The 13,975-nt window shown below is 44.1% G+C and carries 14 protein-coding genes; 13 read left to right on the forward strand and 1 reads right to left on the reverse strand.

What is annotated here, in order from left to right; all coding sequences use genetic code 11:
- Nucleotides 1-2: 2 nt before the first annotated feature.
- From T456_RS0100440 to T456_RS0100495, 12 genes are all read left to right on the forward strand, one after another.
- Nucleotides 3-908 carry a TlyA family RNA methyltransferase gene (locus tag T456_RS0100440; RefSeq protein ID WP_024864387.1) on the forward strand — a complete coding sequence of 302 codons (906 nt, stop codon included), beginning with the start codon at nt 3-5 and terminating at the stop codon, nt 906-908.
- A 15-nt stretch (nt 909-923) separates the two neighbouring features.
- Nucleotides 924-1,769, forward strand: coding sequence for an NAD(+)/NADH kinase (locus tag T456_RS0100445; RefSeq protein ID WP_024864388.1), 846 nt, complete (start codon nt 924-926; stop codon nt 1,767-1,769).
- A 22-nt stretch (nt 1,770-1,791) separates the two neighbouring features.
- Nucleotides 1,792-2,247: an arginine repressor gene (locus T456_RS0100450; protein ID WP_024864389.1), complete on the forward strand. Its 456-nt coding sequence runs from the start codon at nt 1,792-1,794 to the stop codon at nt 2,245-2,247.
- A gap of 48 nt (nt 2,248-2,295) precedes the next feature.
- Nucleotides 2,296-3,987: a DNA repair protein RecN gene (gene recN / locus T456_RS0100455; protein WP_024864390.1), complete on the forward strand. Its 1,692-nt coding sequence runs from the start codon at nt 2,296-2,298 to the stop codon at nt 3,985-3,987.
- Between the two features lie 3 nt (nt 3,988-3,990).
- Nucleotides 3,991-4,632, forward strand: coding sequence for a DUF1836 domain-containing protein (locus T456_RS0100460; protein ID WP_024864391.1), 642 nt, complete (start codon nt 3,991-3,993; stop codon nt 4,630-4,632).
- A complete protein-coding gene (locus tag T456_RS0100465; protein WP_024864392.1) occupies nt 4,632-7,106 on the forward strand; it encodes an ATP-dependent helicase in 2,475 nt (824 codons plus the stop codon). The genes T456_RS0100460 and T456_RS0100465 overlap by 1 nt, the downstream gene beginning before the upstream one ends.
- 57 nt (nt 7,107-7,163) lie before the next feature.
- Nucleotides 7,164-7,430 carry a hypothetical protein gene (locus tag T456_RS0100470; RefSeq protein ID WP_024864393.1) on the forward strand — a complete coding sequence of 89 codons (267 nt, stop codon included), beginning with the start codon at nt 7,164-7,166 and terminating at the stop codon, nt 7,428-7,430.
- A gap of 8 nt (nt 7,431-7,438) precedes the next feature.
- Nucleotides 7,439-8,857: a 23S rRNA (uracil(1939)-C(5))-methyltransferase RlmD gene (gene rlmD / locus T456_RS0100475; protein ID WP_024864394.1), complete on the forward strand. Its 1,419-nt coding sequence runs from the start codon at nt 7,439-7,441 to the stop codon at nt 8,855-8,857.
- A 715-nt stretch (nt 8,858-9,572) separates the two neighbouring features.
- On the forward strand, nt 9,573-10,433 hold the full coding sequence (locus T456_RS18815; RefSeq protein WP_155837991.1) for a hypothetical protein: 861 nt from the start codon (nt 9,573-9,575) through the stop codon (nt 10,431-10,433).
- Nucleotides 10,434-10,587: 154 nt separating this feature from the next.
- Nucleotides 10,588-11,106, forward strand: coding sequence for an adenylate kinase (locus tag T456_RS0100485; RefSeq protein WP_024864396.1), 519 nt, complete (start codon nt 10,588-10,590; stop codon nt 11,104-11,106).
- An 81-nt stretch (nt 11,107-11,187) separates the two neighbouring features.
- Nucleotides 11,188-11,886 (forward strand): DNA alkylation repair protein, encoded by a 699-nt coding sequence (locus tag T456_RS0100490; protein WP_024864397.1) that lies wholly within the window; start codon nt 11,188-11,190, stop codon nt 11,884-11,886.
- Nucleotides 11,883-12,350 carry a GNAT family N-acetyltransferase gene (locus T456_RS0100495; protein WP_024864398.1) on the forward strand — a complete coding sequence of 156 codons (468 nt, stop codon included), beginning with the start codon at nt 11,883-11,885 and terminating at the stop codon, nt 12,348-12,350. The genes T456_RS0100490 and T456_RS0100495 overlap by 4 nt, the downstream gene beginning before the upstream one ends.
- Nucleotides 12,351-12,424: 74 nt before the next feature.
- Here the strand turns inward: T456_RS0100495 and T456_RS18820 are convergent, their stop codons facing one another.
- Nucleotides 12,425-12,943 (reverse strand): hypothetical protein, encoded by a 519-nt coding sequence (locus T456_RS18820; protein WP_035800912.1) that lies wholly within the window; start codon nt 12,941-12,943, stop codon nt 12,425-12,427.
- Nucleotides 12,944-13,066: 123 nt separating this feature from the next.
- On the opposite strand from T456_RS18820, the gene T456_RS0100505 reads away from it, so the two are divergent.
- The gene (locus tag T456_RS0100505) at nt 13,067-13,954 is read left to right on the forward strand and encodes a LysR family transcriptional regulator (RefSeq protein WP_024864399.1); all 888 of its coding nucleotides are present in this window, start codon (nt 13,067-13,069) and stop codon (nt 13,952-13,954) included.
- Nucleotides 13,955-13,975: the final 21 nt, after the last annotated feature.

Consider the following 13,975-nt stretch of genomic DNA (forward strand, 5'->3'; position numbering starts at 1 on the left):
TTATGGCAAAGGATAAAGAAAGACTTGATGTCCTTCTGGTAAACAGGGGACTGGCTCCCTCCAGGGAGAAGGCCAAGACCCTTATAATGGCAGGAGAAGTCTTTGTAAACGGCCAGCGTGAGGACAAGCCCGGCACCACCTTTGAGGAGTCCAAGATTACTTCTCTTGAGGTAAAGGGCGACACCCTTCCCTACGTAAGCAGAGGCGGTCTTAAACTGGAGAAGGCAGTAAACAATTTCGGCTTTTCACTTCAGGGCAAGGTCTGCATGGATATAGGCGCTTCCACCGGAGGCTTTACGGACTGCATGCTGCAAAACGGTGCGGCAAAGGTCTACTCAGTGGATGTGGGCCACGGACAGCTTGACTGGAAGCTTAGAAGCGACGACAGAGTGGTCTGCATGGAAAAGACCAACTTCAGATATATGGTCAGGGATGACATAGGGGATGACCTGGACTTTGCGTCCTGTGATGTTTCTTTTATCTCCCTAACCAAGATCCTCCTTCCCGCAAGGAAGCTCCTTAAGGACGGAGGCGAGATGGTCTGTCTTATCAAGCCCCAGTTTGAAGCGGGCAAGGACAAGGTCGGGAAAAAAGGCGTCGTAAGAGATGCGAAGGTTCATAGCGAGGTGGTGCACAGAATATTTGATTTCATGGGCATTGCCGGCTTTGAAGTTTTACACCTGGATTTTTCTCCCATTAAGGGACCTGAGGGAAATATCGAATACCTGATCCATATCAGAAAAGACCCTTCAAGGAACAGTGAGGTAGAGACCCTTACGGAAGCAGAGGGAGAGAAGCTTCTTCGGCAGATCTGTGAAGAGAAAAGCGGAATTTCATATCTAGACGATAACAACAAACTCATTGAGGAAACAGTAGCCGGGTCCGCGGCGCAGCTTGCGGGAGCCTGATGGAAAGAGGCCCATATGGAAAAGTTTTGTATCGTTACCAACAAAGTCAAGGACAAAGATCTATCAGTCACCATGCATATCAAGGAATATCTTGAGCAGCGGGGCAAGACCTGTGTGATCGCCAGTGAGAAGAAGGAGGAGGATCCCCTTCTTCTAAAGAGGGTGCACCTTAGCATTATCCCTGAGGACACCGATCTGGTCATAGTGCTTGGCGGCGACGGAACGATGCTTCAGGCGGCCCGAAGCCTTGCCTATATGGATATCCCCATGATAGGCGTAAACCTTGGCACCATGGGATACCTTGCTGAGGTTGAGGAGAAAGACATAGACGCTGCGCTTGATAAGATACTTCGCGGTGAGTATGAGATAGAGGACAGAATGATGCTAAGAGGCAGTCTCGAAGGGAAAAGAGACTACGCCCTTAATGACATCATCGTCTGCAGATATCAGGATATTTCCACCATCGGCTATAACATCTATGTCAACGACCAGTTCCTGTACAGCTATTTTGCCGATGCGCTTATAGTATCAACACCCACGGGATCCACCGGTTACAACATGTCTGCGGGCGGACCTATCATAGAGCCCCAGGCGAATCTCATACTGATAACCCCGGTTTGTCCCCACACACTGAACTCCAGGAGCCTTGTCTTTTCCCCGGAAACAAGGATAGAGGTGGAGCTTTTGAAGGGCAGAGACGGAGGCAACAAGCAGGCTATTTCAAGCTTTGACGGCAGTGGAACGATTCTGATGAATTCCGGAGACAGGATAGAGATCAAGAGGTCCAAGAAGACAACCAAGATCTTAAGACTTAATAAAGTAAACTTCCTTGATATGATAAGCAAGAAGTTTGAAAAATAAAGTGGTAAAGAGGGAAAAGGAATTGAAAAAGAACAGACATGACAAAATTATCGAGATCATTAACAATCACGTTGTAGAGACACAGGAGCAGCTTGCATGCCTTCTCAAGAAAGCGGGATATGATGTGACTCAGGCTACTGTATCCCGTGATATCAGACAGATGAAACTCACAAAGCAGGTCATAGAAGACGGCAGACAGAAATATGTATATACCACTGCCGATCCTGAGGTTATGCATGATAAATATGTCAATGTTCTTAAGGCCGGCTTTGTAAGCATGGATGTGGCTCAGAACCTTCTGGTCATCAAGACTGTTTCGGGCATGGCCATGGCTCTTGCTGCAGCTATTGACGCGCTGGAACTTCCTGAGGTTGTGGGATGTATCGCCGGCGACGACACGATCATGATCGCCATAAAGACCAATGAAGAGGCAGTCAAGGCGATGAAATATTTTGAAGATTTACTTGATAGAGATTGATATACATAGTTTTGGTGGGGTCCTCATTTTATAGAATGAGAGGATAATATGTTATACAGTTTACACGTTAAGAATCTTGCTCTTATCAAAGAGCAGGAGATTGAGTTTTCAAAGGGGCTGAATATTCTTACAGGTGAGACCGGCGCCGGCAAATCGGTGATCATAGGCTCAGTGAATCTGGCCCTGGGAGGAAAAGCAGATCCGGGACTTATAAGGACCGGAGAGGAGTACGCTCTGGTGGAGCTTTGCTTCGGTCTGGAGAGTAAGGAGCAAAAGCGCCTGCTGCAGGAGATGGATATTCCCATCGAGGATGACGACAGCGTAGTCATTCAGCGCAAGATCATGCAGGGCAGAAGCGTATCCAAAGTCGGAGGGGAAAGTGTCAGTGCCAGACAGCTCAAGGACATTTCCAATATTCTGATAAACATTCACGGTCAGAACGACCATCAGGAACTCCTTCACAAGAAAAAACACATGGATATCCTGGATAACTACTGCGGAGATAAGCTTGGCGGTCTTTTTGACGAGCTTTCCAAAGAGTACCACAGTATGCAGGAGATAAAAAGGCAGCTTGAGGAATCCGACATGGACGAGACCTCAAGGAAGCGCGAGCAGGAGCTTCTTGAGTTCGAGGTTGCAGAGATTTCCGATGCCGGGCTCAAGGAAGGCGAGGATGAAGAGCTTGATAGTTCCTACCGCAAGATGGTTAACGCAAGGAAGATCTCCGAGGCGGCCTACGGCTGCCAGGCTCTTACGGAAAGCGGCGACTCGGGCGAATCCGCCTCTGACATGATAGGCAGAGCGGTAAGGGAACTTACTTCGGTGGTTTCCTATGACAGCGAGCTGGAGGGACTTTTAGAGCAGCTTTCGGATGTGGAGAACCTTCTTGGCGATTTTGGGCATTCCCTTTCTGATTACATGAGGGGGCTTGAATTTAATGATGAGCAGTTCCGGGAAACCGAGGACAGACTCAATACCATCAATCATTTGAAGGATAAGTACGGCGGAAGCATTGAGTCGGTACTTAAGAGTCTTTCAGAGAAGGAAGCAAGGCTTGAGGTTCTGTCAGACCTGGACGCTCACAGAGCTTCTCTGGAAAAAGAGCTGGCGGCTAAAAATGCAGTTGTTCTGAAGCTTTGCGGGAAGATATCAGATATCAGGAAGGAAGGCGCTGCGGCACTGGAGAAGAAACTTGTGCAGGCTCTTGTGGACCTTAATTTCCTCGATGTCAGATTCAGGATAGAAGTAGAGGAAAGTAAGGACAGAGTCAGTGCCAGGGGCTATGATGAAGTGAGCTTTTTGATCTCCACAAACCCCGGAGAAGACCTGCGGCCTCTTGATCAGATCGCCAGCGGCGGTGAGCTATCAAGGATCATGCTGGCACTTAAGACCGTCGTTGCGGACAAGGACGACATAAGTACTCTGATCTTTGACGAGATAGATGCAGGTATAAGCGGAAAGACAGCCTGGAAGGTTTCCCAGAAACTCGGGGAGCTCTCAAGGGAGCACCAGATCATATGCATTACCCATCTTCCTCAGATTGCAGCCATGGCAGATACTCACTTTATGATAGAGAAGGGCCTGTCCGACGGAAGAACAGTTACAAGTATCTATGCTCTTGATGAAGATGCCTCGGTAAAAGAACTCTCAAGACTCCTTGGAGGTGAAGAGATAACCGATGCGGTTATAGAAAACGCCAGAGAGATGCGCAGGATGGCGGAAGAGACGAAAAGAGGATAATCAATGACTATCGATAATGACGATCTTATAAACAGTATAATCGCATCCCTTGGAAGGATAGACACCATCTCACTTGATGAGATACCGAATATCGATCTGTACATGGACCAGGTCACATCCTTTATGAACGACAGACTTAAGAAGACCACCAGGCACCCTGAGACCGATAAGATAATGACCAAGACCATGATCAATAATTATGCTAAGAATAACCTTCTTCCTCCCCCGGAGAAAAAGAAGTATTCCAAGGATCATATGATCATGCTGATCGTTATTTATTACATGAAGAGTGTACTGTCCATGAATGACATTCAGACTCTTATTGAGCCCTTCAAGCATCGCTTCCACGAGACGGAAGGTAAGCTCAACTTAAGCAGGATCTACGATACCTGTTATCAGCTTCAGGATGAGGCTCTGGAGCCTGTAATAGAGGACCTTAAAAAGAAATATGAAAGGTCCCTTGAGACCTTTGACGATCCGGACATCACGGAGGAAGAGCGGGAGAAGATGCATATTTTCTCTTTCATAACACTTCTTTTGTATGATGTTTATGTTAAGAAACTGCTGATGGAAAAGATAATAGACAATATCTCGGAAGCAGCGGAGAAAGAGAAAGATAAAAAGAAGAACAAGGATAAGAATTAATGGGAATTTACGATACACTTAACGGTCAGCAGAAGCTGGCTGTACAGCAGACGGATGGCCCGGTACTGATACTGGCCGGCGCAGGAAGCGGAAAGACCAGGGTGCTGACCCACAGGGTGGCATACCTGATTGATGAATGTGGTGTTAATCCCTGGAACATCATGGCTATTACCTTTACCAACAAGGCAGCAGGTGAGATGAGGGAGAGGGTAGACAAGATTGTGGGCTTTGGCGCTGAGAGCATCTGGGTTTCAACCTTCCATTCAAGCTGCGTCAGAATGCTTCGAAGATATGCAGACAAGCTTGGGTACAGCAACAATTTTACCATCTATGATACCGATGATTCCAAGGTCCTAATGAAGGATATCTGCAAGAGATTTCAGCTTGAGACAATGCAGCTCAAACTCCGTCAGATAATGAATGCAATCTCCAAGTGCAAGGATAATCTGGTAAGCCCGGAGGAGTACGCACTTTCAGTTGCAGGAGATTTTACCAAGACAAGAATATCAACAGCCTACACCGAATACCAGAAGGCGCTTAAAAAGAACAACGCCATGGATTTTGACGATCTTATAATGAACACGGTTACTCTTTTTAAGGAGCATCAGGATGTCCTTGAATCCTATCAGGACAGGTTCAGATATATCATGGTGGATGAGTATCAGGATACCAACTATGCGCAGTTTGAACTGGTAAGGCTTCTTGCGGACAAGTACAGGAATCTGTGCGTTGTAGGTGATGACGATCAGAGTATCTACAGATTCAGAGGTGCCAACATCAGAAACATTCTGGACTTCGAGAAGTATTATCCCGAAGCTACAGTGATAAAGCTTGAGCAGAACTACCGCTCGACACAGCAGATACTGGATGCTGCCAATGCGGTCATCAGCAACAACAGCGGAAGGAAGGATAAGTCTCTTTGGACTGATATCAAGGATGGAGAGAAGGTGCGCCTTCGCCAGTTTGATACCGGATACGATGAGGCTGAGTTCATAGCCTCCGATATCGGAAGACTTAAGAGAAACGGAAAACTCTCCTACGATGAGACCGCAGTCCTTTACAGGACCAATGCTCAGTCCAGACTTATAGAAGAGCGTTTTGTGGCAGAGGGGATCCCCTACGACATTGTGGGTGGTACCAATTTCTACTCAAGGCGCGAGATCAAGGATCTTCTGGCTTACCTTAAGACCATCGACAGCGGACTGGATGATATCTCGGTAAAAAGAATCATCAATGTTCCCAAGAGAGGCATCGGAGCCACCACAGTTGAGAATGTTCAGAATTATGCGGATGAGAGACAGATCAGTTTCTTTGAGGCGTTGTGCGAAGCTGACCAGATCATGACAGTAGCAAGGAGTGCAGGAAAGCTCCATGATTTTGTCACTATGATCAGGGCCTTCAGGACCAAGCAGAAAGTATATTCCCTTGAGGAACTCCTTAAGGACGTTATAGATGTCACCGGTTATATGACTTATCTTAAGTCTCTTGATGAGGATGATGACAGCGGTGACAACGACAGAGCGGCCAACGTGGACGAACTTATTTCCAAGATCGCTTCCTATGAGGAAAATGAAGAGCTGGAGAATCCCACACTTACAGGCTTCCTTGAAGAGGTGGCTCTTGTGGCTGATATTGACAGGATCGGGGATGACAACGAGAAGGTTCTTCTCATGACTCTCCATAGTGCCAAGGGCTTGGAATTTGAAAACGTATACCTGGCGGGAATGGAGGAAGGTCTTTTCCCGAGTTTCATGACTCTGCAGTCTGAGGATTCCGATCCGGAGGGACTTCGTGAGGAGAGAAGACTTGCCTATGTCGGAATTACCAGGGCCAAGAAGAGACTTACTCTCACCGCTGCCAAGCGCAGAATGATAAGAGGTGAGACCCAGTACAACAGGCTCAGCCGCTTCGTGGATGAGATCCCTTCAGAGCTTTTGGATAAGGAGAGACCTGTTACTATCACAAGCTATCTTTTTGACGGCGGGGAGTCTCTTGATGACTACGAGGGCGTTGAGGACAGCTTCGATAAGGATGACAGAGGTTTTGATGAAGAGGACAAAGGCTTTGATGAGAATGCAGGGCATTCAGGAATAAAGGCTAATTATGCCAAGGGCTTTTCTAAGGGCAAGGCGGGATATGATCCCAAAAAGTCGGATCTTTCCAATTCCTACAAGCTTAAGGCTGTTCCTAAGCCAAAAGTGAATAAGCCCAGGGCAGTTCCGGATAAGCCATATATAGCAGGCGCCGGAAGCACTCATGTAAAGGGCTCTCTGGCAGGACTTTCCAAGGGAATGCCTATGAAGGCATCCGCTCCCGACTATGTTGTCGGAGACAGGGTGTCCCATATCAAGTACGGCAACGGAGTGGTTACATCTCTCGAGGAAGGACCAAGGGATTACAAGGTGACAGTTGAGTTTGATGACTGCGGACAGAAAATCATGTATGCAGGTTTTGCCAAGCTCAAAAAGATATAATGCAACTATATATCGTGATATAATATTACTATCAAAAATTTTATGGAGGGGCTACAAATGGATGTAAGATCTAAGATTGATGACATTATTGAGATTACTAGGATCAACGAACTTCTGGACAAGAGAGAAGCTGCCAATGCCAAGAAACCCGCAACCATTATTCTCTGGGTTCTGGCCGTTATCGGTGCAGTTTCTGCAGTAGCCGTTATTGCATATCTGGTATATCGCTATATGACTCCTGCTTTTGAGGATGATTATTACGATGATGACTTCGATGATTTCGAGGACGATTTCGACGACGACGATTACATCACAGAAGGCTGAATGATTAAGTGAAGAAAAAAGATATAATTGAGGGAACTGTCAAACGAGTAGAGTTTCCCAACAAAGGAATAATTGAAACCGATGAAGGGAAGGTCGTTGTCAAAGGCGTCCTTCCCGATCAGAAGGTATCTGTTCAGGTTCAGAAAGTCAGGAACGGCCGTGCCGAAGGCAGGCTCCTGGAGATTCTTGAAGAGGCACCGGATGCCATAAACAGCCCCTGCATCCACTTTGGAAAATGCGGAGGCTGCAGTTATCTTACCATGCCTTATGTCAAGGAACTGGGTCTTAAGGAGCAGCAGGTCAAGACTCTTCTTAAACCGGCCATGGACAGACAACCGGACGTTAAGTTTACCTGGGAGGGAATCAAAACCAGCCCGGTTAAATTTGCTTACAGAAATAAGATGGAATTCACCTTTGGTGACAGTACGTTGGGTGGCCCCCTTTGTCTTGGCATGCACAAAAGGGGCAGTTTTTATGACATCGTAACGGTCACAGGCTGCAGGATCGTTGACGATGACTACAAGGCCATCATCTCTGCAACCCTGGACTATTTCTCACCAATGTACGACAGGAAAGAAATCTCTTTTTACCACAGGGTGAAACAGACAGGATACCTAAGGCACCTTCTGGTGAGGAAGGCCGTTAAGACCGGTGATATCCTTATTGACCTTATTACCACAACTCAGGAAGAGCATGACCTTACGGGATTTAAGGATGCTCTTTTATCCCTGGAACTTGCTGGCCGCATTGTGGGAATCCTCCACACCAGAAATGACAGCCTTGCAGACGCGGTCATAGATGAAGGCACGGAGATACTATACGGCCAGGACTATTTCTATGAGAGTATCCTGGGACTTAAGTTCAGAATCACACCTTTTTCATTCTTCCAGACCAACAGCCTTAGCGCCGAGGTTCTGTATCAGACCGTTCGAGGCTATATCAGAAGCCTTTACGATCAGAAGAAGATCAATGAGGATGGCGTTATCTACGATCTCTATTCCGGAACCGGAACCATTTCCCAGCTTCTTTCCAAGGTCTGTGATAAGGTCATCGGTGTTGAGATAGTTGAAGAGGCGGTAGAGGCTGCAAGAGAGAATGCAAGACTTAACCACCTTGAGGATAACTGCGAATTTATCTGCGGCGATGTTCTTGGTGTTCTTGATCAGATTGAAACCAAACCTGACATGATCATTCTCGATCCGCCCAGGGACGGAATAAATCCCAAGGCCCTTCAGAAGATCATCGGCTACGGTGTACCATACATGATCTACGTTTCCTGCAAACCCACATCCCTTGCCCGCGACCTGGAGATGCTGCAAGAAAGCGGCTACGTCATGACAAGGGCGGTTGCTGTGGACCAGTTCCCCTGGACAAGCCATGTGGAAACCGTCGTCCTGTTAACGAAGACGAGCGGTAGCGAAGGCTGAGTTATATATCATATTAAGAATTCTAATCATTGCGGCTGGCTATCTGCCGCCAGCCGCATATCTTTATATCTTATCCACGCAATTAAGTGTTTTTGAGATGCTAATTGCAATCGGATTTTTTTCTTGGTTTAATAGTTAAATAGCTTTAATGGTTTATTAGAGGAAAAAGTGGTAGAACCTCTGTCGCTTTGGCGAATTATATTGATTTCAACAGATGGTTTCGGACGGATATTTCTGTTGTGAAAGCAGATATTGTCAATTTCAACAGGTAGTTCTGGTTGTGTGTTCCTGTTGGAAATGCTGTTTTATCAATTCCAACAGATGGATTTAGTTGGTGGCTACTGTTGGAAATGTTAAAACTATCAATTCCAACAGTGAGAAAGCTTATAAGACTCTGCTGGAAATCTCATAACAAGTTTTACAACAGGTATAAATAGATACATTTATCTGTTGGAAATAGCAGGTATGAAAAATGCAACAGAATAACACAGAAAAACCTCCTGCTGATAATTATAAATAGCGCAATTGAAACAGGTGCATGCAGATATAATACACTGTTGAAATCAATGAAACTGAGTAATTCAGCAGTGTGATAAAAGTCAAGCATAAGTAAGTAACTACAACCCAAAAGAAAACTTTGTTGTGATAAAAAACAAAATAGCAAAATAACAAATTTAATGGAAAGGAATTATAGGAAGTGCAAGGACTAAAAGAATTGTTAGAAAAGGAATCAAAACGTATCAATGAAATCAAAAGAACAGTAGATGGAAGGCTTAAAAATGCTCCAGATGGAACACTTAGAATAACTACAACAAAGAATCAATACCAATATATACATTGTAAACAGGAACAGTACAAACAGGAACAGTACAAACAGGAACAATACAAACAGGAACAATGTGGACAGGTACAATGTACTGAAACGAGTAACAATCAGAAATTTAAATTGTCCTATATAAAGAAAGAAAACCTTTCACTGGCTAAACAGCTTGCTCAAAAATCTTATGACCAGAAAATCAAAAAGCTTGTGGACAGGAGAGAAAAGCAGCTGGAAAGACTGACAAAAGAGTACAGCGATGACGAAATAGTGGCAATCTATAACAATTTGAACCATAAAAGAAAGGAACTGGTCATCCCGGTTGAACCAACATATGAACAACTCTTAGCCCAGTGGAAATCTGTCCCATATGTAGGTAGGGACTTTAAAGATGTTAAAACGGAAATATACACTAAAAAAGGAGAGAGAGTAAGATCTAAATCTGAGAAAATTCTGGCAGATATGTTCTATGACATGGGTGTTGAATATAAATACGAGTGCCCATTGCATCTTAAGGGATATGGTATTGTCTATCCCGATTTCACATTCTTAAGCAGAAAGACATATGAAGAAATATACTGGGAGCATGACGGCAGGATGGATGATCCTGAATATGCGGAAAAAGCTATCAGGAAGATTGATCATTACACCAGAAACGAAATAATTCCCGGGCAACGCCTGATAATCACCTATGAGTCAGCTAATTACGCTCTTAATACTTATGTTGCGGAGAAATTTATAAAAGAGTATCTGCTGTGATGTTTATAAATAGCTCAGGTTAAAAGAAAGCATTCTGATCAGTTTGCGATAGCTGATGGGGTATTCAAATCATGTTGTTCAGATATTCATTAAGAATTAAAATAATGGTTATAATGAGTCAAGACAAAGCATTTTTGGGGAAAAGGTTACGCAAATGATTATTCTTATAACGGGAGCCTCCCATACAGGCAAGACAGTCTTAGCACAGCGTATGCTGGAAAAATACAAAAGCCCTTATTTATCTATAGATCATTTGAAAATGGGTTTGATCCGCAGCGGAAATACTGAGCTTACGCCGGAGAATGATGACAAACTTACGGAATATTTATGGCCTATTGTCAGGGAAATGATAAAGACGGCAATAGAAAATCAGCAGAATCTCATAGTTGAGGGATGCTATATACCATTTGAATGGCGAAAAGATTTTGATGCTGCATATCTATCTAACATCAGATTTATATGCCTTTCGATGTCGGAAAAATATATCTCATCACACTTTGATGAAATCATAAATCACGGAAATGATATTGAGAAAAGATTAGACGATTCTTATTGCAGTAAAGAACGGCTTACGTATGAAAACAAAATAATCATGAATGGATTTACACAAGCCGGTGAGCAGGTTGTTGTAATTGATGATGACTATGAAAGAACAGTTAGTAGCCTGTTGTAAATGGATATACATATTCAACTACTGTTATCTGATGATGAAGAGAAGAGAGGGAGAAAAGACGCAGTAAGGAGGAAGCCGCGTATGGATAAAGCAGATTTACACAGTAAATTGCACGAGCTTCAGGATTTGAAATACCGTGATATGCAGAAAAAGATAATCCCGAATATTGATCCCGAGTCGATAATTGGAGTCAGGACTCCGGCTCTTAAGACTTTGGCAAAAGAAATATTGAAGGCCGGAGATTATAAGGAGTTCCTTATGGAATTGCCTCATAAATATTTTGAAGAAAACCAGCTGCAGGCTTTTATCATCTCCGGGATAAAAGATCTGAATGAATGCATGGAGGAGCTGGAGAAGTTTCTGCCCTATGTAGATAACTGGGCCACATGTGATCAGATGTCTCCGAAGATCTTTAAGAAGCACAAGGAAGAGCTTCTTGTGCGTGTAAAAAAGTGGACAGGCTCAGAAAAGCCATATACCATAAGGTTTGGAGTAGGAATGCTGATGGAGCATTTCCTGGATGATGACTTTGATCTCTGTTATCCTGAGATGGTCGCTAAACTAAGAAGCGAAGAGTATTACGTTAATATGATGATAGCATGGTACTTTGCAACTGCCCTCGCCAAGCAGTATGAGAGCGTGCTTCCGTTCATAGAACAGAAGAGACTTGATGACTGGACCCATAACAAAGCCATTCAGAAGAGTGTGGAGAGCTACAGAATATCCGAGGAGCAAAAGAAGTATCTTAAGTCATTAAAAGTGGTGGTGAAACGTTCATGAGGATAGAATTAAAACCCGTCATGCGGGAAGATATTGAAACTGTCTGGAAGATGCAGGTTGAAGCTTTTTCTGATCTTCTAAAAAAGTATCAGGATCATGACCTGAGTCCTGCAGCAGAGGAGATGGATAAAGTTTCAGCAAGATTCGAACAGCCTTGGACAAACTATTATTTCATTATGGCAGATGATGAAAAAGTCGGTGTTATCCGTGTTATAGATAAAAAGGACGGAAGCAGAAAACGCATATCGCCGATATGGATCATGAAAGAGTATCGAAATAAAGGTTATGCTCAGCAGGCGATAGAAGAAGCCGAGAAGATATTTGGAAAAGAGCATTGGTGCCTTGATACGATTTTGCAGGAAAAGGGTAATCTATATCTGTATGAGAAAATGGGTTATCACAGGACCGGTAAGGTAGAGCACATTAATGACCGGATGGACATTGTATTCTACGAAAAAGACTGAGAAAGATGGATCACGCAAAAGACTATAACGAATTAAAGCCTCTCCCATAAGACATGGCGAGAGGCTTTTCATATTCACACTCTGTATTTTCTGTATCTTCCGAAAAGTATTCCATCATCCAGATACTGCTCGGTTTCCGATACCCACATGGGAAACTGGCCGGTAGCAAGAGCAGTCTGTCCGTTTAACATGCCTGTATGGAAAGAGATATGTCTGTACTGCCGAAGCACAAGTTCCATTCTGGTATATTTGCAATTCTTTGGCTTCTCATAGAGCATCTCATCTGTCAAAGAGTCCAGATATGACAGAGTATTTTTTTCTATTTCATCAAGATACTGTAAGAGCTGTTCGTCAGATAAAACCACGTCTGACGGATTGTCCGGATTATCTAATCCTTCTACGTGAAAAGAAGGTTCCTCATAGTCGAAGGGATTGATAAACCATTTGTCTGCGGAGTGAAGTGCGTGGTAGGCCCACCTCCAGCATGGTGCGCCAAGGCAGAGGGCATCTCTGTCATAAGCCTTTATGGATGTGCGGATGTTAAGAAAATTAGGCTCCACAGTATCCTTAATGATCTTACATAATTCGTTCATTGCTTATTCCTCCTTGCGTTCGCTTTATTTTGAATGTATAATAACGCCAAAACTTATATCTGTAAAATTGAAACAAATAATATAAATGTTCAATTTAATTGAACTAACAAAGGGAATGTGAACATGACAATAACGCAGCTAAGCACTTTTTTGAAAATAGCGGAACTAAACAGTTTCTCAGCGGCAGCGGGCAGCATGGGATACGCGCAGTCAACCGTAACAACCCAGATTAAGCTCCTGGAGGAGGAACTTAATTGTCGCCTGTTCGACAGATTGGGAAAGACGATTGTCCTTACGCCCCAGGGAGAGAAGCTTATTACATATGCAGAAAAGATGCTACAATTGGAGAGAGAGATCCATCTCGAAATTTCCGATGAAGAAGAACCTACCGGAGTGTTAAAGATAGGCGTTTCTGAGTCGTTATGTTACAGCTATGTACCGCAGGCTCTGATGAACTATAGAAATCAGATCCCCGGAATAGATATCCGACCGGTATTTATCACACATGATACGTTTCCGGATATGCTTCAAAAAGGGGAATTGGATCTTGTTTACACGCTGAATCCTTATATTGATGATGACAGGCTGACAATGCTGCACAAGAAGGCTGAAACCCTTGGATTTTACGCTTCACCTAATCATCCTCTTTCGGGAAAAAAGGTTACGGAGAAGGACCTTACAGATTATCCGCTGCTGGTGACAGGGCAGAATTGCAGTTTCAGAAGCATGCTTCTTTCAGATTTGGAGGGGCACAATGTTGAACCTAAAATCCTGATAGAGACAGAAAGCAAGGAGATACTCAAGCAATTTGCGTCAAACGGCCTGGGAATAGCATTCATTCCCGATATGACAGCAACAAGGGAAGTGAAGAATAAAAGCCTGAAAAGACTGGATTGGAGAGGCGATTCTTTTCCCATCTATTCTCAGATATTCGTTCATAAGGATAAACATATAAGCAGAGCAATCAGCAGTTTAGTAGATGTTATCAAAAGTGAAGCAGCCAGAAATTAGGGAAGGTGCAGACAGCTCTTT

Origin of the sequence: Butyrivibrio sp. FCS014 (assembly GCF_000526935.1) — a bacterium.
Classification (GTDB): domain Bacteria; phylum Bacillota; class Clostridia; order Lachnospirales; family Lachnospiraceae; genus Butyrivibrio.